This is a genomic window from Providencia sp. PROV004 (assembly GCF_011045615.1).
Classification (GTDB): Bacteria; Pseudomonadota; Gammaproteobacteria; order Enterobacterales; family Enterobacteriaceae; genus Providencia; species Providencia rettgeri.
In genome coordinates this window covers 301,182-321,155 of record NZ_CP042859.1, presented here as the reverse complement: position 1 = coordinate 321,155, position 19,974 = coordinate 301,182, and the positions used below count along the sequence as shown (strand labels likewise).

The window sequence follows — 19,974 nt, the reverse complement described above, 5'->3', positions numbered from 1 at the left end:
TCTGATTAATTAATTAGTTACTTTAACTTTAAACAAACATCCCAATGACTATTTATCTCATAACACAGTCATTGGGATGAATTTATTGGCCAATTTAAGCTATAGTATTGTGCATATCATTCATTTATAGGCATTAAATAGGTCGAAAAGTCAGACAATTTTAGTTGCGGGAAAAGGGGATTAAATGTCGAATACGCAGGAAGAAGAACAAAAAGATACCAATAAACTGAAAGCGACACTGAATAAAAGTATTGATGGCAGTAAAAAAGCATTGACCTTCTCAATGCGAGTTGTGAACTTTATTTGTGCGATTCCTTTTATTGCTCATATCATTCGTACTGCACAACGTTTTAACGACCGAATGGGAAACCAGTTTGGGGCTGCAATTACCTATTTTTCCTTTCTCTCTTTAATTCCTGTTTTAATGTTTTCATTCGCCGCTGCCGGTTTTGTATTAGCCAGCAATCCTGAATTACTTGAAAAATTAGTTCGTGGAATTTCTGCAAATATTACTGACCCTACGCTCGCAAATACATTAGAAAGAACAATCGATACGGCAATACGTCAACGTACGACAGTTGGATTAACCGGGTTAGCTTTAGCCGTATACTCCGGAGTTAATTGGGTTAATAACTTACGCTTGGCTATTTTGGCTCAATCACGTTCTGTATGGGAACGTAATGAAGATGAACATGAAAATATTATTTTCCGCTACATTCGCGACTTCTTTGCTTTAATTGGTCTACTTATTGCCTTAATTGTGACAATTACCCTGACTTCTGTTGCTGGCTCTGCACAGGCGACGATTGTCAGTACGCTTGGGCTAGACGGTATAGAATGGCTAAAACCTGCTTGGACACTGATTGGTTTAACCATATCCATTACAGCCAACTTCCTATTATTTTTATGGATTTTTTGGATCCTACCGCGCATGCAACATCGCCGCAGATCACTATTTAAAGGAACATTGCTGGCGGCCATTGGGTTTGAAATCATAAAATCCATTATGACTTGGATTTTACCTAACCTTGCTTCATCGCCTTCTGGAGCCGCATTTGGTTCAGTCCTTGGGCTAATGGCCTTCTTCTACTTCTTTGCGCGTTTAACTTTATTTTGTGCAGCTTGGATAGCCACTGATGAGCCAAAAGGTTCATTGGATAACGAAATGGTTGAATAGCAGCTTATTGAGGGCGGTGATGTAACCCGCCCTACCACGCTTAAAACTAGCGTTTCATTTCTTCTGCTAACGTTTTAACCAATAAAGACGCTGGCATCTCGCGAGCTTTCGCCACACTCTGCCCCGCCCAATATGCCGCAAACTCATCGCTACCTGACTTCATTGCCGCCGCATTAAGTTGCTTACCAATATCATAAACTAATGGGTAATCAGGTAATTTACTTGTCTCGTAGCCGTTGCCTACTTGAATAAATTGATTAATAATCCCTCTCGCTGGACGCCCTGAAATTGCAGAAGTGAGTTGAGTGTGATCCCCAGTTTGCTGCTTGATCTTAGCTCGGTATCCTGCATTCGCAGCAGATTCAGGACAAAGCAAAAATGCCGTTCCTAATTGCGCGGCGGCAGCACCGCACTCTAAAGCCATATTGATAGCTTGTCCATCCATCATGCCACCAGCTGCAATCACTGGTAAATCAATATATTGAGAGATTAACGTCACTAATTCATAAGTGGTGAGTTCTTCATCTAAAGCTTGCAAATCAAACATGCCTCGATGCCCTCCCGCTTCAATACCTTGTGCAACAACGGCGTCAATTCCAACCAATTCAATTTGTTGTGCTTCGTGCAAATTAGTAGCCGTCGCCATGGTATAGATACCGTGTTGCTTGAATTGCTGTATCACCTCGGTGGATGGAATATTAAAATGAAAACTCACTACTGCAGGTTTTGTTTCGAGTAACATCGATAACATTTCTGAGTTATCTAAAAAAGTTTGATAAATTTCACTGAGATAAGTAGGGGGAGTCTCATTAAATTGGGCGAAATAAGGTGCTAAATACTGGATCCATCCCTGCTCATTAGCGGGATAACGTTTAGCCGGTAAATGGCAGAATAAATTGACATTGAATGCTTTACTTGTCAGTGCTTGCGTTTGAGTAATCAATTGGCGAGCTTGTTCCACTGAATTTGCACCTAAGCCTAGCGAGCCAAGCCCACCAGCCTCTGAGACCGCAGCGGCTAGTGTTGGAGTAGAAACACCCGCCATCGGCGCTTGTATGATGGGATAACGCAAACCTAACCGTTGTAGAAATATATTCGAGTTGTTCATGTTCTTTCCTTTACTTCAATATCCGGGTACATTTTATGTTCTTATATTGAAGATAAACATAGCACCAAATTTATATAAAAAGAAAAAACACTTGCCATCATATGGTCGCCAACTTGTTTCTTTAAGCGCATTTAAAGCGTACATTGAATTGTATAAATATGATTAAGATGGCATGCATCTTCATCTTAATCATTTAATAATGAGATTATTATGCCCCTCCCTATTCAACAGCTCGAAAATTTAACTTGTGGTGTCGTCCTTTACTACCATAATCAAACCAAAAATAGCGTGAATACCTTCTGTGCTAGAGGGGCGGATATTGAAGGTATGCCTCTTACTGTTGATACACCGCTGCGAATTGCCAGTAATACAAAGACATTTACCGCCGCTGCCATTTTACGCCTTACTGAAATGGGAAAACTCAGTATTGATGATGCAATACCTAAATATATTGACCCGCAGTATAATGCACTACTCAGTAGCCAATATAACACTCAAGCTATCACTATCCGCCATTTACTAGAACACAGTAGTGGTCTACTAGACCATGCAGATGGTGACTACCTCAAAGCCGTTCTTAAACAACCTAATTATGTTTGGAGCCGAACCGAACAAATCGAAATGTACATGCGTAAACAGTTTCCAACATTTTCGCCTGCTGAATCCTTTATCTATTCAGATACTGGATATATTTTGCTCGGTGATATTATTGAACGGATTACAGGTAAATCCCTTGGCCTAGCTGTTAGAGAGCTTTTGCATTTCGACACTATTGGTCTTGAAAGTGCCTATTGGGAATCATTAGAACAACCATCCCAAGACTCAGCCCCAAGAGCACGTCAATATTTAGGGAAATGGGATGGAACTCATATTCACGCCTCCATGGATGCCTATGGTGGCGGTGGCTTAGTTATGTCATCGAAACAAATGGCGATATTTTTAGAAGCACTGTTTGAGGGGAATATTTTTTCATCACCGAATACACTAGAGACGATGCTAAGTATGGGGTCTCACGAAGGTGCAGAACACTATCGATTGGGCATTATGGTGAATGTTGTCAATGGCATCACCTTGTATTCCCATTTGGGTTTTTGGGGGTCTGTCGCCTATTACGCACCTGAAGCAAAAACCAGTGCAGCAGGGTTTGTTGATGACAAAGAATCACGAGAAACGCTAATTTGTGTGATTGAATCGCTATTAAGCCAACAACATTAAATTAAAAGATAGCCACTGAATCATTCAATAGCTATCTTCCATATTTCTATTTTTGCCCACTTATTGTGCGGCTGGCTTTTCTGCAACAGGCTTAACAGGAGCCACTTCTGTTGATGCTGGCGCGGCAATTTGCGGCCATAACACCTTGGTAAATTTCTGACGAATTCGTTCTGCATCCATCATTTGCTTATCTTTTGGCTGCGCTAATACAAAAGCGGCTTCTTGAGATAACAACCGACGGGCTTCCATATTTACCTGTTCAAGGCTTTGTGAAGCCAAGAAAGTTTGCCTTAACCGCTGGTACTGTTCAGGGGCGATGTCAACGACCCCATTTTGTTGGGAAATCAGACGTTGACTAATCAAAACATCGGTACTTGTACGCGCGTAGGCGGCAAATAATTGCGATAACTGCACCTGTTTTTCTTTGAGCATGTCGTCAAATAACTCAGCAGCAATACCATTTTGGTTAATCGATGCAAGTTCACTCGCGACGATATCTGTCACCGCTTCCATTTTTTCAGGCGCTGCCGTCACCGTTAATGTGCAACTGGCTTTTTGATATTGCACGCGGCAATCTAGCCCTGGAACAACTTCCCCTTGATTAAATTTCTGATTGAACGCTTTTTGCAGAGAACGATAAACTGCCTCACGCGCTAAGTCACTCGACCAATAACGCAGTAAAACGTTTGAATCTTTAATGGGTAGCCAATCAATGTCCCAAATTAATGAAAGCGTATCCTGCGCAGGTTGTTCCTGCAAAATATCAATAGATTGCGGTTTTACTGCTGATAATACCGCAACAGAAACAGGCTCAGAGCGCTTACCTTCCAATGAAGAGAACGTTTGTGAGATTGAATCAGATAACATTCGAGAATCTACATGGCCCGCAACATACAATGTCATCACATCCGGTGTGTACCATTTTTGATAAAACGAGTTCACACTATCAAGAGCGACAGTACCATTCGGTTTTTGGCCAGGGTCATACCCCATCATCGTTGAACCCTTTAAACGCGCTCGCCAAACAGGATCGTTGGCATTTAAAGGTAGTGTTGCAACTGGGACATTTTGTGCCGTCAAGCCGTTATGCAATGTCGTTTCTGTATACTCAGCACCTGCAACAGAAGTCGCTAGCCAGCTTAGGGCTTGCTTAATTAAGTCAGGGCGATTATTTGGTAAGCTTAAGCTATAAATAGTGTAGTCATAGGAAACAACCGCGGGTGGAATTGGCATATCAGGGTCTGCGGCCTGGCGCCAGAATTCTTGCAATGTTGTTGTTGGAAATGCTTCAGTTTGATGAAACAACGCCATTTTAGGTATAAGGTAACTGTATCCTTTCTCGCTCGCTTTTTCTGTTAATGAGCCTGTTTTAATTGCTAACCTGAGCTGGATACGGTCATTTGGACGTTGTGGTGTTTGTAATAATTGCCAGCTAAAGCCATTTTCTAGCTTCCCTTGCTGCCATGCTGGATCAGGTTGTAAAGGCTCAGCGCTGGCTAAATGCGCGACTGAGAATAATACAACACCAATGATATACCGAACTTTCAAGCCCTGCATGTAAACCCCTATGTGTTTTATATCTTTATATTTAACCGCAAATAACGACAGATAAATTAACGAAAAACGCGAACTTATCGGGTTAAACGATATAGTTTGGCTTTATTCCATTTTTCATTGTCACCACTATAACGATATTAGACCATAAAGCTGAGTCCATGTTCATGGCTTAGTCTGATTTTTGCTGTTTTCTTTGACGATTATACCCTTTTGCTAGCAAACCTAGCTCATCGTCACGATGATATTCAGACACAGCAATTTTATTAACTTCAGAATTTGTCTGTAACTCAATTGCGATTTTACGCAGTGGCCTTATTATCATACGACTGACACACCACGTCATTCCAATAGCAATAATGAGCACCAACAACAAATAAGTTGTCGTCATCAAAGCAAGGGTGTTGAGCGCAAACCGATAAACACGGTTCGGGTCAACTTGTAATGTCAAATACCCTTGAGGCTTAGCCTGCAACACAACATTCCCGTATGCATACAGTGGCACGGTCATTTCGACAGGGATACCCACAAAATGAGTCACCCAATTAGGTATCGGCTTAGGCGTTGCAAAGCTTAGATTCATTACCGTTGTACCATCAACAGTAATAATCGCATTTCCCATAATGCCTGATGTCTTTAAACTTATCAGTAGCCGTTTAACTTCGTTGAGGTCAGAGCTTAACAATGAATCTGTTAATGGTTTTTGAATTTGTACTACAGCGTTACTGAGTTGGTCTAAATAATCTTGCTTACGTTGCTCAACTAAGTAACTGAATTGAATAGCTAAAAAAAGCGCAAGTGATAGCAACGTAATCATAAAGAATACGACCATACTTTTTAATGTTAGTGAGCGTTGGACTCGGGTATTCATTTGGCCACAACCTTTCTAATCAAGCAGCTTTTTAAAGAAAATGGAAACATCAGCCAGTATACTTGATTTTATCTGCAAAAGAGTAGTTTAAAAAGAAAGATTGGGTATTTAGGACAAACAGCATGTTAACGCCATTTAAAGGCACGATGAAATAAAAAACGGCAGAAAGTTAACCTTTCTACCGTTTCACATATCAGCTCACCGTTATCGTCTGTTTTTCATCTTCATCAACTGCAAAACACGCAACCAACTGTTGGTCATATTCCTTCAATGTTGGCTGGAATTGCGTACATTGGCCAAATGCTCTACGGCACCGCGCTGCAAATGCACATCCCGGTGGTGGGTTTAAAGGGCTTGGTAACTCTCCCGTTAACTTAATACGTTCACGCCGAGCATCTGGATTCAGCCTTGGTGTTGCTGATAATAACGCTTGGGTATAAGGGTGAAGAGGGTTATTAAAAATCTGCTCTTTTGTCCCTTTCTCCACACAGCGCCCTAAATACATCACCATAACTTCATCAGCAATATGCTCTACCACCGATAAATCATGTGAAATAAAGACATAAGACAAACCTAGATCTTGCTGTAAATCCATCATCAGATTTAATACTTGAGCACGAACAGAAACATCCAGCGCGGAAACCGGTTCATCAGCAACCACGATGTCAGGGTCAAGCATTAAACCCCGTGCTATCGCGATACGTTGACGCTGCCCGCCAGAAAACATGTGAGGATACCGGCTATAGTGTTCTGTTTTTAAACCCACTTTTGCCATCATAGATAATACTTTTTCTTTGCGCTGCTCTTTCGACAGTGAAGTATTAATCAATAACGGCTCTTCCAAAATTTGCCCCACCTTTTTACGAGGGTTCAAAGAGCCATAAGGGTTTTGAAACACAATTTGGATTTTTTGACGACGCAGTTTCTCTGCAGACTTATCTTTTACTAACAAGTTTTGCTCTTGGTAATACAACTCGCCCTCAGAGGGTTGCTCAATCATGGTTAATAAACGACCTAATGTCGATTTACCACAACCCGATTCTCCAACTACTGCTAATGTTTTGCCTCTTTCTAGCTCAAAAGAAACGCCATCCAATGCTTTCAAGGTTTTTTCCGCAGCAAAAACCCCTCTTTTGACAGAGTAATATTTTTTCAAATCCACCGCTTTGAGCAATGGAGCATGTTGTTTGTCACTCATAATGTTGGCCTCCCCATATCATCCAGCGGCATATGGCATTTGACTTGGCGATCACCAACGGTTTGTAACATTGGCTCTTCTTGACGGCATTTCTCCGTTGCATACGGACAACGTGGATTCAATAAACAACCCACAGGCCTATCATATTTTCCGGGCACTACACCCGGGAGTGAGGCTAAACGTGATTTATTCGTCGCAAATTCAGGCAAAGCACGTAGTAGCGCTTGTGTATAAGGATGACGAGGATGCTTAAAAATATCGTTCGCTTTGGCTGACTCAACCACCTGCCCCGCATACATCACAATAATATGATGTGCAGCTTCTGCCACTAAAGCGAGGTCATGAGTGATAAGTACCAACGCCATATTTTCTTGTTGCTGTAATTCCAACAGCAATTCAATAATTTGCGCTTGAATAGTGACATCTAACGCTGTTGTCGGTTCATCCGCAATCAATAACTTAGGACGACATGCAATTGCCATTGCTATCATTACACGCTGGCTCATTCCACCGGACAACTGGTGGGGATACACATCTAAACGTGATTGTGGATCAGGGATCCCTACCATATCTAAGAGGTCAATAGCCCGCTGTTTACGTGTACTTTTGCTTCCTCCTTGGTGAACTTTCAACGCTTCCATGATTTGATAACCCACAGTAAAACATGGGTTTAAACTGGTCATCGGGTCTTGGAAAATCATTGCTACATCGGCACCAACAATCTGCCTGCGTTCTTTTTCAGGGATCGACAGTAAATCACGCCCATCAAATTTTAAAGAATCAGCCATTACTTTCCCGGGGTAATCAATTAACCCCATAATCGCGAGTGAGCTAACGGATTTACCTGAACCCGATTCACCAACGATACCAACGACTTGGCCTTTATCAACGCTATAACTGATGCGGTCAACGGCGCGAAACGGTGCTTTTTCGTCTCCGAAATGTACCGAAAGTTGTTCTACATTTAACAATGCCATTTGGTTACCTCATCACTGCTTGAGTTTTGGATCAAATGCATCACGTAACCCATCACCCATCAGGTTAAACGCAAGCACCGTCAATAAAATTGCCAGTCCAGGGAAAGTCACAACCCACCATGCGCTTTGTGCAAATTGCAGCACATCAGACAGCATCGTTCCCCACTCAGGAGTCGGTGGCTGTGCGCCCATTCCAAGGAAACCCAAAGCAGCCATATCTAAAATGGCATTCGAAAAACCTAAAGAGGCCTGCACAATCAATGGAGCCAAGCAGTTAGGCAAGATGTTCACAAACATTTGGCGTACTGCCCAGGCCCCCGCAACACGAGAAGCCGTCACATAGTCACGGTTTACTTCCACTAAAACCGCTGCTCGTGTTAATCGAATATAGTGAGGTAATGCAACAAACGTCAAAGCAATCGAGGCATTAACAATAGAAGGACCAAAAATGGCGACCAGCACCAAGGCTAATAATAAACTTGGTAATGCCAGCATGATATCGACAACACGCATAATTAATGCGTCAACGACACCACCAAAATAGCCAGCGATCACACCAATAGTAACCCCCATGATTAATGATAGAACAACCACTAAACAGCCAACTAGCAGTGACAGGCGGGCGCCATACATTAAACGAGAGAGTAAATCGCGCCCAACATCATCAGTCCCTAAAATAAACTGCCAACTTCCCCCATCTTCCCAAACGGGTGGAGCAAGTAAGAAATCACGGAATTGTTCGTCTGGGGCATGTGGGGCTAATACCCCCGCAAAAATCGCAATCAGTACCATCAGGATAATGTAGAACATCCCGACAACTGCCCCTTTGTTACGTTTAAAATAGTGCCAAAATTCTTGTAATGGGGTCATCGGCTGCGGGGCGCTGACAACGGTTGGCTCAGTAGATTGAGACATTTAGCGCTCCTTATTTTTTATGACGAATACGTGGGTTTACAATGCCATACAGCACGTCGACCACTAAGTTTACGAAGATAATCAATGTCGCAACCAGCAGAACTCCCCCCTGGACAACAGGGTAGTCTCGACGCTGTAGCCCTTCGATTAACCAGCGTCCTAACCCGGGCCATGAGAAAATAGTTTCTGTCAAAATAGCCCCTGCTAACATCACCCCCACCTGCAAGCCAATTACCGTGACCACAGGCAATAATGCATTGCGTAATGCATGAATTAATATTACGCGCGCGCGGCCAAGACCTTTGGCACGAGCAGTACGAATATAATCTTCTCCCAGCACTTCTAGCATTGATGAGCGAGTCATACGTACAATGACGGCTAATGGGATCGTTCCCAAAACAATGGAAGGCAATATTAAGTGCTCTACAGCATCAATAAAATCGCCATCTTCACCCCAAATTAGGGTATCAATTAACATAAAACCGGTTAGAGGCTGAGAATCATCAAGAAAAACGGTATCACTGACTCGCCCTGCAACCGGGGTGAGGTCTAACTGTACCGACACTAACATGATGAGCATGATCCCCCACCAGAAGATAGGCATTGAGTAACCCGTTAAAGAAAGGCCAATTGCGGTATGGTCAAAAATTGACCCACGTTTTACTGCGGCTAACACCCCAACTGGGATCCCAACAGAAATCGCAAAAATCATAGCGCAAGTTGCCAATTCGACTGTTGCTAAAAAACGAGGTAAAAACTCTTCCCATACCCCGATGCGACTTTTTAGGGAAATCCCCAAATCACCATGAAATATCCCATTGATATAATGGAGATATTGTTTCCAAAGTGGCTGATCAAGCCCTAGTTCAGCCATTAAATAAGCATGCCTTTCAGGGGATAACCCCCTTTCACCAGCCATGATCATCACCGGGTCACCTGGGATCATGTGGACAAAAGCAAAAGTCAATAATGTAATACCGATAAACGTGGGGATCACAAGCCCCAATCGTCGGAGGATAAATTGCAACATATCCTGAATCTCTTTAATAATGCCGTTGACGGCTCTTAGTCCGTTTGGCTACTCAGAAAATCGCTTTTCCGGGTGCTCACAAACAACTCAACTTTTCTGCTTCTTCTAGAGAAGAAAACGCCCTCCGCTCTAAACCAGCAACGAAGGGCATAGACAGATTAGATACGATTACTTCTCAATATCGACGTTTTCGAAGTGGTGTTTGCCTAGTGGGTCAACCACATAGCCTTTGACTTCTTTACGTACTGGTTCAAACACTGTGGAGTGCGCAATAATGAGGGCTGGAGCCTGCTCATTCATCACAACTTGCGCTTGTTTGTACAGCTCGACTCGTTTGTCGTGATCTGCTGTTTGACGTGCTGGTTGGATCAAGTTTTCGAAACTTTGATTACACCATTTTGAGTAGTTAGAACCTTGTTCTTTTGCTGCACAGCTAAACAAGGTTGCAAAGAAGTTATCAGGGTCCCCATTGTCACCCGTCCAACCCATCATTACCGTTTGTGGCTCGCCATCTTTCGCTCGCTTGAGGTATTCACCCCACTCATAGCTGACAACCTTTGATTTAACGCCAACTTTTGCCCAGTCCGCTTGGATCATTTCCGCCATGCGACGGGCATTTGGGTTATATGGTCGTTGAACAGGCATAGCCCATAGGTCAATTTCAAAGCCATTCGGGAAGCCCGCTTCTGCTAATAATGCTTTTGCTTTTTCAGGATTATATTCGTAATCGTTCACCGCATCGTTATAGCCCCACATTGTTGGTGGGATAAGGTTTTTCGCTTTTTGGCCTGCACCTTGATAAACCGCTTCGATAATTGCATCTTTGTTCACCGCCATAGACAGTGCTTGGCGAACCTTTTGATTATCCAGTGGTTTTTTCTCAACGTTATAAGAGAGATAACCGACGTTCAGCCCTGGTTGCTCCATTAACGTAATGTCTTTATCTTGCTTCATGCGCTCTAAATCAGCCGGGTTTGGATATGGCATAACTTGGCATTCATTTTTTTGCAATTTTGCATAACGAACGGAAGCATCTGGTGTGATAGAGAAGACTAAGCGGTCAAGTTTAGGTTTCGTGCCCCAGTATTGATCATTGGCTTTATAAAGAATACGAGAGTCTTTTTGATACTGTTGCAGAACAAATGGGCCCGTTCCAATTGGGTTTAAGTCTACTTTTTCTGGCGTGCCCGCTTTCAGCATCTGGTCTGCATATTCAGCAGAAAGAATTGATGCGAAGTCCATTGCCATATCAGCTAAGAATGGAGATTCAGGGCGAGTTAAGGTAATTTTTACCGTATTATCATCAACTTTCTCTACTTTATCGATGATTTTATCCATATCCATTCCCATAAAGTATTCATAGCTACCGCCTGAAACTTTATGATATGGGTGGTTAGCATCTTTTTGACGCATAAATGTATAGATTACATCGTCTGCGTTCAAATCACGGCTTGGTTTAAATTCTTTATTCGAGTGCCATTTGACACCTTTACGCAGATGGAAAGTGTACTCTTTACCATCATCGCTCACTTCCCAGCTTTCAGCCAAACCGGGTTCAATTTCAGTTGTTCCTAATTTGAACTCAACTAAACGGTTATACAGTGGGATAGAGCTTGCATCATAAGTCGTTCCTGATGTGAACAACTGTGGGTTAAAGCCCTCAGGGGAGCCCTCTGAACAATAAACTAATGTTTTTGCCTGTACTGATGCGGATACCGCTAATGCTGCCAATGTAAGCCCTACTGTCAGTAGGCCTGTCTTTTTAATAGAGCGCATCTGTATGCTCCTATGGTGTTCATGTTGTTTTGCTTGATGTCTAAATCCGTCATAAAAGCGACAGATGTAGTATCTGTATTTTTTGTTATTCATTGTGCAATTAATCAACTGTCACTCGCTTCGTCAATAGCCACATTTACGACCCACCTTCAATTCATGTAACATATTAGAAACAATTAACACTGCAATTTAGCTTAAAATTTCACAGTAGAGGACAAGGTGCAGGCGTTATAACCATATAATTAGTAATGAATAGGGTTTTATATCGAGGTTATTTATTTTTATATTTGTGATTAAGTGCTGAATTACTGAACGAATATAGTGCTTTTATTGGTGTGATACGAAATAAAACACTAAAGAGAATCGATGTGGAAATTATTTTAGTATGTAACTATTTAGTTTGTTTTTTATGCAAATAAAAAACATTCAACTGCCTATGCTAAACATAATTTTAACCATTTGATAACTTAAAGAATAAAATAATACTCGCCGTATTATTTCAGCCGATTTATTGGCGTACAGAAAATGCTCTAATACATACGATAAAAACTACAATTAGCTAATTTGTATAAAAAACACCACTTAGATGACGCGACAAACAATACAATCTACTGATTTTATTAATAATAATATGCAACATGAAGGCCCGAACTGACATCACGCATAACAGATTGGTTTCCTTGCCAAAAAGGCATTTCCGCAAATAAGTGATATGACAAATACCCTAATTGGCCTTTTGCTCCTATCCTTCCACCTAGTAATACGTTTTCCTTCCAAAATGTTGCTTTATCATTTGCCGTTGCTCCTATACCCAATGAAGTATATAGAGCCACTTGCTGCCAAGGAGTATTCCATAACAGTTCATTTTCCAACCTTAAGCTATTATCCCCCATATCAGTATATTGCGGTCCGCCAGTAAAACCGCTAATACCACCAGCTCCAACTAATGATTCTTGGTCTAGTAACTCATCTAACTTGTCACGGCTCAGCTGCACCTCAAATTGGCCTTGATATTGAAAAGGAAGCACTTCTCTATACGTTGAAAGTGATATTTTCAAAATTTGAGGCTTACGCAATCCCGTTATTTGCTGTGCATTAGCACCAAACCAGTCAGTTCCTTGCTTATATTTTAATTTTAGTAAGGTATTGCCTTGTGAAAAATTAATTTGATGAGAAAATTCACCAATAATGTAATTAGCATAGCGCTGTTGTGTTTGTAAGTATAAATCAGACAAAAAAGTGTCACTTTTTTGGGTTTGAGACCCTATGCTTATTGAGGTAACCGAATGTTCAGTTCGCTTTAATAAGTATTCTGCATTTAGTAAGAGGAACCAGTGGTACTGTTGTAGTGGTAAAGCCATATCATAGCCGGTAAGAACGGATTTATTTTCCTGATACCCACCAGATACAGAAAAAAGCCAATAATGATATGGAAGGGAATAGAACAATGCTGCTGATGTTATTTCAGTGTCTTCCGAACCGCTTAGCTGACGACTGACTTCCGAATATAAAAAATCACTGCGTAGCAAAGGATTAGCGGCTATAAAAGTATGGCTGACTGTATTACCTACCTGCCGAGCAATTGAGCGTGACTCAAAAGATAGAATCCCTTGAAATTCACGTCGGTGTTGACCAATCACCAATATTTGCGTGCCGTTTTCATTGGTTTCATCTGGAATTAATTTAATTTGAAAGGGAAGCAAAGAAGTGTTTTGTAAATTGTATAAGCCTTGCTCAAGATGCCAAAGGTTAAGCGCTTCCCCTGGCTTAAAAGGAAATACATGTGGCAGTAAGTTGTCTTCCCTCGGTTCATTTTGATAAACCACCGAAGAAACGGTTCCTACTATTATTTTTGCTTGCAGGATACCAAACAGAAAAGTTTGCTCTGGATAATATAAATAAGAGGTCAGGTAGCCAGCTTTAATAAGCTCAGCCCTAATATAGTCTGCATAGTCGAGCAAACCTTGCTCGCTAATACACTTACCTTCTAGCTTTTTTCGCCATCCATCAATATGCCTAGATGAAATTTCAGTTAGCTGCTGAGCATCGATTAAATAAACTTGGTTAATTATGATACATGTAGGTAATGTTTGAGTAATGGCAGTAACAGGCGTTATAGCATGGCTATAAGCTTTATTGGGCATGAACGCCCAAAAAAAGAAAAAAAGGTATATTGATAAAACGTTGTTGGCTTTCATTAACGAGTCCTTGTAATGAAAAAGCTTTTTTACTGGAAACAACATAAAAATGAATAATGATATTCATAAATAATGAGCTATCTGCGAACAATAAATAACTCATCAGTTCAACCATGAACTGGTTATATATCAACAGAAATAGGCTATGGAGAGCAAGGCAAGTTAGTCTGAAATTATAGATAGAAAAAGGAAGATAAAAACGAAAAAACCCACCTCAATGAGGTGGGTCTTAGAATTTGGTCGGCGAGAGAGGATTCGAACCTCCGACCCACTGGTCCCAAACCAGTTGCGCTACCAAGCTGCGCTACTCGCCGAAAACGGTGTGAATAATACTGCCAAGAACGGAGATCGTCAACCCATTTTTCGCCAATTCGGTTCGTTTGCTGATAAAACCACCAAAATGGTAAGGTTTATAAGCTAATCACCTTATTTAAAGTAAAAAATAAGCACTAGAGTATTTTAGTGCTTATTTATCAAACAGGTTAGCATTTATAAAAATAGCGTTAACAATAAGCTAAAAACCTAATTTAAAACCTATTGCAGCAAAGAAATATCTGCTACTTTCAAGAACAACTCACGTAACTGGCTTAATAGCGTCAAACGGTTAATACGCACCGCTTGGTCTTCATCCATTACCATAACATTTGCAAAGAATTCATCCACGATATCGCGTAAAGAAGCTAATTCAACTAAAGCCTCTTGATAATTTCTTTCTGCAAACATTGGCGCAAGCTTATCTTGTAGCACCACAACATGAGTCGCTAACTTGACTTCTTCAGGCGTTTTTAAAACAGATGCTAAAACGTTGTCAGCCAGTTTTTCTTCTGATTTACTCAGAATATTGGAAACACGTTTATTTGCCGCTGCAAGTGCCTGTGCTTCTTCTAATGAACGGAAGTGAGTAACTGCTTTCACTCGTGCATCAAAGTCAGCAGGTTGTGTTGGACGACGAGCTAATACCGCTTGAATGGTATCAATGCTATAGCCTAATTCTTGATACCAAGAACGAAAACGACCAAGCATAAACTCTACAACGTCATTAACTACATTTTCATTGGTTAATTTATCGCCATATAAACGAGCCGCTTCTTCTGTCATTTCAACGAGATCAAGCTGGTAGCCTTTTTCAACGATAATGCGTAGGACGCCTAGTGCAGCACGGCGCAGAGCGAATGGATCTTTATCACCTTTAGGATGTTGGCCGATACCAAAAATACCAGCAAGCGTATCCATTTTTTCAGCCAATGCTAATGCAGCTGACACATCTGTCGATGGAAGTGCATCTCCTGAAAAACGTGGCTGATACTGCTCTTTTAAAGCTAATGCAACGTCTTCTGACTCACCGTCATGGCGTGCGTAGTGCATTCCCATAACACCTTGAGTGTCTGTAAACTCAAACACCATGTTAGTCATTAAGTCACATTTGGCTAATAAGCCAGCTCGTGTTGCATGATTGACATCTGCACCAATTTTACTCGCAATCCAGCCCGCTAGGGCTTCTAAACGATCTGTTTTATCACGCAGCGTACCTAATTGTTTTTGGAACAATACAGTTTCTAAACGTGGTAAGTTATCTTCCAAACGTTGTTTACGGTCAGTTTTAAAGAAAAATTCGGCATCAGCTAAACGCGGACGTACAACTTTTTCGTTACCTGAAATGATTTGTTGAGGATCAGAAGACTCAATATTTGCCACAAAGATAAAGTTAGGCATTAACTTGCCAGCCTTATCATAAACTGGGAAATATTTTTGGTCCCCTTTCATGGTGTAAACTAGCGCTTCGGAAGGAACATCTAAGAATTTCTCTTCAAATTTAGCCGTTAAAACGACCGGCCATTCAACCAATGAAGTCACTTCTTCAAGTAAGCTATCCGTTAAGTCAGCTTGGCCACCAAGAGCCTGAGCCGCTTTTTCCGCATCCGCTTTAATAACCGCTTTACGTTCTGCGTAATCCGCCATGACTTTACCGCGTTCACGTAAAATGGCTGGATATTGTTCAGCGTTATCAATAGTAAATTCAGCTTCACCCATAAAACGGTGACCACGAATTGTGCGCCCGCTCTTAATACCTAAAATTTCACCCTCGATAACATCACTACCTAACAGTAATGTGACCGTATGAACAGGGCGCACGAATTGAGTGTCTTTATCTGCCCAGCGCATTAATTTAGGGATTGGTAATTTTGCTAGCGCACGGCTAGTCATATCAACCAATAATTCGCTGACAGCCTGCCCTTTCATTTGGGCACGGTATAGTAACCATTCGCCTTTATCTGTAGTTAAACGCTCAGCTTGGTCAACGGTAATACCACAACCACGAGCCCAGCCTTCAGCAGCTTTAGTTGGTTGGCCATCCGGACCAAATGCCTGAGAGATAGCAGGACCGCGTTTTTCAACTTCACGGTCTGGCTGTGAAGCCGCTAAATCAGCGACTTTAAGTGCTAAACGACGAGGGGCAGCAAACCACGTTACTGCACCATGGGCAATATCAGCGCCATCAAGTTCAGCCGTAAAATTTGCAGCAAATGATTCAGCTAATGAACGAAGAGCCTTCGGCGGTAACTCTTCGGTGCCGATTTCCACAAGGAAAGTCTGTTGAGTCATGACAGCCTCTTAGTTCTTATGACACATAGGGAATCCAAGCGCTTCACGAGAAGCATAATACGCTTCTGCAACCCCTTTAGTTAGGGTACGAATACGTAAAATATAGCGTTGGCGTTCAGTAACAGAAATGGCTTTACGTGCATCTAGTAGGTTGAAAGTGTGAGCCGCTTTCAAGATACGTTCGTATGCAGGTAGTGGAAGTGGCGTTTCCAAAGCCAGCAAGTGTTGAGCTTCTTTTTCATACTCTTCAAAACATTTGAAAAGAAAATCAACATTTGCGTATTCGAAGTTATAGGTTGACTGCTCCACTTCGTTTTGATGATAAATATCACCATAAGTGGTTTTACCCAATGGGCCATCACACCAGACAAGGTCATACACGCTGTCCACGCCTTGAATATACATCGCTAAGCGTTCTAGGCCGTATGTAATTTCACCTGTTACGGGTTTACATTCAAGACCACCGACCTGCTGGAAGTAAGTAAATTGAGTCACTTCCATCCCGTTAAGCCACACTTCCCAGCCTAATCCCCAAGCGCCCAATGTTGGGTTTTCCCAGTTATCTTCAACAAAACGAATGTCGTGAACTGTTGGGTCAACACCTAATTCTTTTAAAGAACCCAGATATAATTCTTGGATGTTGTCTGGTGATGGTTTGATGATCACCTGAAACTGATAATAATGTTGTAGACGGTTTGGGTTCTCACCATAGCGACCATCAGTTGGTCGGCGAGATGGTTGAACATAAGCCGCAGCAATAGGCTCAGGGCCTAATGCACGCAAACACGTCATTGGGTGAGAGGTTCCTGCGCCGACTTCCATGTCCAATGGTTGAACAATGGTACAGCCTTGACGCGCCCAGTAGTCCTGTAATGTCAGGATAAGACCTTGGAAGGTTTTGGTATCAAACTTTTGCATGTTAGATCCGCACGCGATACGTAAAATTTAATGAAAGTACGCCAGTATACCCTTTGACCGCAAGATATACAGCATTGAATATGCCTGTATTTATTCTAAAAATAAAAAAAAATACTTTCACCCCTTTAAAGCTGGTTATTTATACAGTATAAATGGTTTGTTTTTTGAAACAAGGTTATCGAAACTGTAAAAAGGATGAAAAATGGATACTCCCCTGACACGCTGCCATTGGGTCAATCAAGATCCTGAATATATCGCTTATCACGACCATGAATGGGGTAAACCCACTTATGACAACTTAGCATTATTTGAAATGATCTGTCTTGAAGGCCAACAAGCCGGGCTCTCTTGGTACACTATTTTAAAAAAACGCCAAGGATATCGTGATTTATTTCATCATTTCGATCCCGAAAAAATTGCATTAATGGATGAAGACGATATTGAGCGACTTATGCAAGATACTCGCATCATCCGTAACCGATTAAAAATTAATGGGATTATTGCGAATGCAAAAGCCTATTTAACCATGAAAGAAAATGGTGAAGATTTTTCCAGTTTTATTTGGCAATTTGTAAATGGTCAACCCATTGTCAATGGTTGGGAAAAACCATCGCAAGTCCCTGCGGAAACTGAAATTTCTAAGCTTCTTTCCAAGGCGCTCAAAAAACGTGGGTTTAAATTTGTCGGTTCGATCACTTGTTATGCCTTTATGCAGGCAACTGGCATGATAAATGACCATTTAGTGAATTGTTGCCAATTTAAATAAATTAGTTTTTATCGGTATAACTCATCGAGTAAAAAGAAAAATAAACTACCAAAGCATTAACATTACGATATTTTAGACCATTAAATAGATTTAATTTGATATTTTAACTTAAAAAAAGATAGAAATGAGTGGTTGAACTCTGAGATGCAGCGGAGTATGTTTTAAATTCCATTAACAATCTAATAAACATATGTGAATAAATGCGATGATATTTTCTAAATTTGGTAATAAATTTGCTCAAAATTCAGGTATTTCATTATTAATGAAAGACTTGAATGAAGGCATAAGAACACCTGGCTCCATTATGTTAGGGGGAGGAAATCCTGCTCATATCCCTGAAATGGATAAGTATTTTCAAGATCTATTAGCTGAGATATGCGCTAATGGCCAATTGACGGACACTTTATGTAATTATGATGGTCCTCAAGGTAAAGATGCCATGTTGAAAGCGCTTGCAGCAACGCTAAAAGCAAAACTAGGTTGGAATATTAGCGCGAAAAATATTGCCCTATCTAACGGCAGTCAGAGTGCTTTTTTCTATCTATTTAACTTGCTAGCCGGTCGCTTTGAAGATGGTATCACCCGTAAAGTGCTATTTCCTCTTGCCCCTGAATATGTCGGTTATGCAGACTCAGGTCTTGATGATGGCTTATTCGTTGCTAATAAGCCACAAATTGAATTTTTACCTAATGGTCAATTTAAATACCGAGTAGACTTCAACACATTAGAGGTTACTGATGATATTGGTGTGATTTGTGTGTCTCGCCCAACAAATCCGACTGGTAATGTCATTACTGATGAAGAAGTTGAGCATTTAGACCAACTAGCTAAACAACATAATATCCCACTATTAATAGATAATGCTTATGGTGTTCCTTTCCCTGGCATTATCTTCAGCGAAGCTACGCCATTTTGGAACGAAAATGTCATTCTTTGTATGAGTTTATCTAAACTTGGTTTACCTGGAACTCGATGCGGCATTATCATCGCTAACGAAGAAATCATTGAAGCTGTTAGTAACATGAATGGTATCATCAGCCTCGCCCCTGGTGGCATAGGCCCTGCACTTGCCTTAGAAATGCTTAAAAAAGATGACCTTATCTCGTTATCTAAGAATGTAATTGGTCCTTTTTATAAGCAGCGTGTAGAAGAAGCCATCGAAATTATTCGCCGCTATATCCCAGAAGATAAGTGTTTAATTCATAAGCCAGAAGGTGCCATTTTCCTCTGGTTATGGTTTAAAGACCTACCAATTAATTGCTTAGAATTATACCAACGCTTAAAAAAACGTGGTGTATTGATGGTTCCCGGACATTACTTCTTCCCTGGTATTGAACAGGATTGGCCACATGCGCATCAATGTATGCGTATGAACTATGTCCCTGAGCCAGAAAAAATCGAACAGGGGATCAAAATATTAGCTGAAGAGCTTGAAAAAGCTTATCAAGAAGTAACCTGTTAGATTATGAAATAACAAGGGTTTTAACCCTGTTATTACAATAGTTAGGTAAAAAAAAAGCCCTTTCATGTAGAAAGGGCTAAAAATTAGCGAGAACTCCGTAATTGAAATCAAATTAACTTTTCAATACGAATATCATTCAAAACTATTAGAACATCTTTTCTATTTGGTCATTGCTTGAACAAAAGCACTTTTTGCCCCTATATAT

At 41.1% G+C, this 19,974-nt stretch carries 16 protein-coding genes and 1 tRNA gene; 4 read left to right on the top strand and 13 right to left on the bottom strand.

Annotated features, from left to right (window positions below; genetic code table 11):
- Positions 1 to 184: 184 nt before the first annotated feature.
- Positions 185 to 1,177, top strand: a complete 993-nt coding sequence (yhjD, locus tag FVA69_RS01415; protein ID WP_004266030.1) for an inner membrane protein YhjD — start codon at positions 185 to 187, stop codon at positions 1,175 to 1,177.
- Between the two features lie 46 nt (positions 1,178 to 1,223).
- Here the strand turns inward: yhjD and FVA69_RS01410 are convergent, their stop codons facing one another.
- A complete protein-coding gene (locus tag FVA69_RS01410; protein ID WP_123382628.1) occupies positions 1,224 to 2,285 on the bottom strand; it encodes an NAD(P)H-dependent flavin oxidoreductase in 1,062 nt (353 codons plus the stop codon).
- Between the two features lie 210 nt (positions 2,286 to 2,495).
- On the opposite strand from FVA69_RS01410, the gene FVA69_RS01405 reads away from it, so the two are divergent.
- The gene (locus FVA69_RS01405) at positions 2,496 to 3,500 is read left to right on the top strand and encodes a serine hydrolase domain-containing protein (RefSeq protein WP_117162948.1); all 1,005 of its coding nucleotides are present in this window, start codon (positions 2,496 to 2,498) and stop codon (positions 3,498 to 3,500) included.
- 60 nt (positions 3,501 to 3,560) lie between these two features.
- On the opposite strand, the gene FVA69_RS01400 is transcribed toward FVA69_RS01405, so the two are convergent.
- The 12 genes from FVA69_RS01400 to glyQ all read right to left on the bottom strand — a co-directional run bounded on the left by FVA69_RS01400 (position 3,561) and on the right by glyQ (position 17,541).
- The gene (locus FVA69_RS01400; RefSeq protein ID WP_109912890.1) at positions 3,561 to 5,057 is read right to left on the bottom strand and encodes a M16 family metallopeptidase; all 1,497 of its coding nucleotides are present in this window, start codon (positions 5,055 to 5,057) and stop codon (positions 3,561 to 3,563) included.
- A 169-nt stretch (positions 5,058 to 5,226) separates the two neighbouring features.
- The gene (locus FVA69_RS01395; protein ID WP_164528286.1) at positions 5,227 to 5,925 is read right to left on the bottom strand and encodes a HAMP domain-containing protein; all 699 of its coding nucleotides are present in this window, start codon (positions 5,923 to 5,925) and stop codon (positions 5,227 to 5,229) included.
- 193 nt (positions 5,926 to 6,118) lie between these two features.
- Positions 6,119 to 7,123, bottom strand: coding sequence for a dipeptide ABC transporter ATP-binding subunit DppF (dppF, locus tag FVA69_RS01390; RefSeq protein ID WP_004266044.1), 1,005 nt, complete (start codon positions 7,121 to 7,123; stop codon positions 6,119 to 6,121).
- On the bottom strand, positions 7,120 to 8,100 hold the full coding sequence (gene dppD, locus FVA69_RS01385) for a dipeptide ABC transporter ATP-binding protein (protein WP_004266046.1): 981 nt from the start codon (positions 8,098 to 8,100) through the stop codon (positions 7,120 to 7,122). The genes dppF and dppD overlap by 4 nt, the downstream gene beginning before the upstream one ends.
- 12 nt (positions 8,101 to 8,112) lie before the next feature.
- A complete protein-coding gene (gene dppC, locus FVA69_RS01380) occupies positions 8,113 to 9,015 on the bottom strand; it encodes a dipeptide ABC transporter permease DppC (protein ID WP_164528285.1) in 903 nt (300 codons plus the stop codon).
- A 10-nt stretch (positions 9,016 to 9,025) separates the two neighbouring features.
- Positions 9,026 to 10,045, bottom strand: a complete 1,020-nt coding sequence (gene dppB / locus FVA69_RS01375) for a dipeptide ABC transporter permease DppB (protein ID WP_004262635.1) — start codon at positions 10,043 to 10,045, stop codon at positions 9,026 to 9,028.
- 168 nt (positions 10,046 to 10,213) lie between these two features.
- Entirely contained in the window at positions 10,214 to 11,821 is a 1,608-nt protein-coding gene (dppA, locus tag FVA69_RS01370) for a dipeptide ABC transporter periplasmic-binding protein DppA (RefSeq protein WP_109912888.1), read from the bottom strand.
- Between the two features lie 620 nt (positions 11,822 to 12,441).
- Positions 12,442 to 13,965: a ShlB/FhaC/HecB family hemolysin secretion/activation protein gene (locus FVA69_RS01365; protein WP_164528284.1), complete on the bottom strand. Its 1,524-nt coding sequence runs from the start codon at positions 13,963 to 13,965 to the stop codon at positions 12,442 to 12,444.
- Complete coding sequence (locus FVA69_RS01360) at positions 13,955 to 14,122, bottom strand: hypothetical protein (RefSeq protein WP_164528283.1); 168 nt, start codon at positions 14,120 to 14,122, stop codon at positions 13,955 to 13,957. Before FVA69_RS01360 ends, FVA69_RS01365 begins: the two co-directional genes overlap by 11 nt.
- Positions 14,123 to 14,256: 134 nt before the next feature.
- Positions 14,257 to 14,333, bottom strand: a tRNA-Pro gene (locus FVA69_RS01355).
- 220 nt (positions 14,334 to 14,553) lie between these two features.
- Positions 14,554 to 16,623 carry a glycine--tRNA ligase subunit beta gene (gene glyS / locus FVA69_RS01350; RefSeq protein ID WP_109912886.1) on the bottom strand — a complete coding sequence of 690 codons (2,070 nt, stop codon included), beginning with the start codon at positions 16,621 to 16,623 and terminating at the stop codon, positions 14,554 to 14,556.
- Between the two features lie 9 nt (positions 16,624 to 16,632).
- Positions 16,633 to 17,541, bottom strand: coding sequence for a glycine--tRNA ligase subunit alpha (gene glyQ / locus FVA69_RS01345; protein WP_004262647.1), 909 nt, complete (start codon positions 17,539 to 17,541; stop codon positions 16,633 to 16,635).
- A gap of 202 nt (positions 17,542 to 17,743) precedes the next feature.
- Between glyQ and FVA69_RS01340 the strand changes: the two genes are divergently transcribed.
- Positions 17,744 to 18,307 carry a DNA-3-methyladenine glycosylase I gene (locus tag FVA69_RS01340; RefSeq protein WP_004266059.1) on the top strand — a complete coding sequence of 188 codons (564 nt, stop codon included), beginning with the start codon at positions 17,744 to 17,746 and terminating at the stop codon, positions 18,305 to 18,307.
- Between the two features lie 205 nt (positions 18,308 to 18,512).
- A complete protein-coding gene (locus FVA69_RS01335) occupies positions 18,513 to 19,769 on the top strand; it encodes a valine--pyruvate transaminase (RefSeq protein WP_164528282.1) in 1,257 nt (418 codons plus the stop codon).
- Positions 19,770 to 19,974: the final 205 nt, after the last annotated feature.

What these genes read in the sequence shown, in the direction of transcription:
- yhjD (WP_004266030.1), top strand. Translation starts at nt 185, where the DNA reads ATGTCGAATACGCAGGAAGAAGAACAAAAAGATACCAATAAACTGAAA.
- FVA69_RS01410 (WP_123382628.1), bottom strand. Translation starts at nt 2,285, where the DNA reads ATGAACAACTCGAATATATTTCTACAACGGTTAGGTTTGCGTTATCCC.
- FVA69_RS01405 (WP_117162948.1), top strand. Translation starts at nt 2,496, where the DNA reads ATGCCCCTCCCTATTCAACAGCTCGAAAATTTAACTTGTGGTGTCGTC.
- FVA69_RS01400 (WP_109912890.1), bottom strand. Translation starts at nt 5,057, where the DNA reads ATGCAGGGCTTGAAAGTTCGGTATATCATTGGTGTTGTATTATTCTCA.
- FVA69_RS01395 (WP_164528286.1), bottom strand. Translation starts at nt 5,925, where the DNA reads ATGAATACCCGAGTCCAACGCTCACTAACATTAAAAAGTATGGTCGTA.
- dppF (WP_004266044.1), bottom strand. Translation starts at nt 7,123, where the DNA reads ATGAGTGACAAACAACATGCTCCATTGCTCAAAGCGGTGGATTTGAAA.
- dppD (WP_004266046.1), bottom strand. Translation starts at nt 8,100, where the DNA reads ATGGCATTGTTAAATGTAGAACAACTTTCGGTACATTTCGGAGACGAA.
- dppC (WP_164528285.1), bottom strand. Translation starts at nt 9,015, where the DNA reads ATGTCTCAATCTACTGAGCCAACCGTTGTCAGCGCCCCGCAGCCGATG.
- dppB (WP_004262635.1), bottom strand. Translation starts at nt 10,045, where the DNA reads ATGTTGCAATTTATCCTCCGACGATTGGGGCTTGTGATCCCCACGTTT.
- dppA (WP_109912888.1), bottom strand. Translation starts at nt 11,821, where the DNA reads ATGCGCTCTATTAAAAAGACAGGCCTACTGACAGTAGGGCTTACATTG.
- FVA69_RS01365 (WP_164528284.1), bottom strand. Translation starts at nt 13,965, where the DNA reads ATGCCCAATAAAGCTTATAGCCATGCTATAACGCCTGTTACTGCCATT.
- FVA69_RS01360 (WP_164528283.1), bottom strand. Translation starts at nt 14,122, where the DNA reads ATGAGTTATTTATTGTTCGCAGATAGCTCATTATTTATGAATATCATT.
- glyS (WP_109912886.1), bottom strand. Translation starts at nt 16,623, where the DNA reads ATGACTCAACAGACTTTCCTTGTGGAAATCGGCACCGAAGAGTTACCG.
- glyQ (WP_004262647.1), bottom strand. Translation starts at nt 17,541, where the DNA reads ATGCAAAAGTTTGATACCAAAACCTTCCAAGGTCTTATCCTGACATTA.
- FVA69_RS01340 (WP_004266059.1), top strand. Translation starts at nt 17,744, where the DNA reads ATGGATACTCCCCTGACACGCTGCCATTGGGTCAATCAAGATCCTGAA.
- FVA69_RS01335 (WP_164528282.1), top strand. Translation starts at nt 18,513, where the DNA reads ATGATATTTTCTAAATTTGGTAATAAATTTGCTCAAAATTCAGGTATT.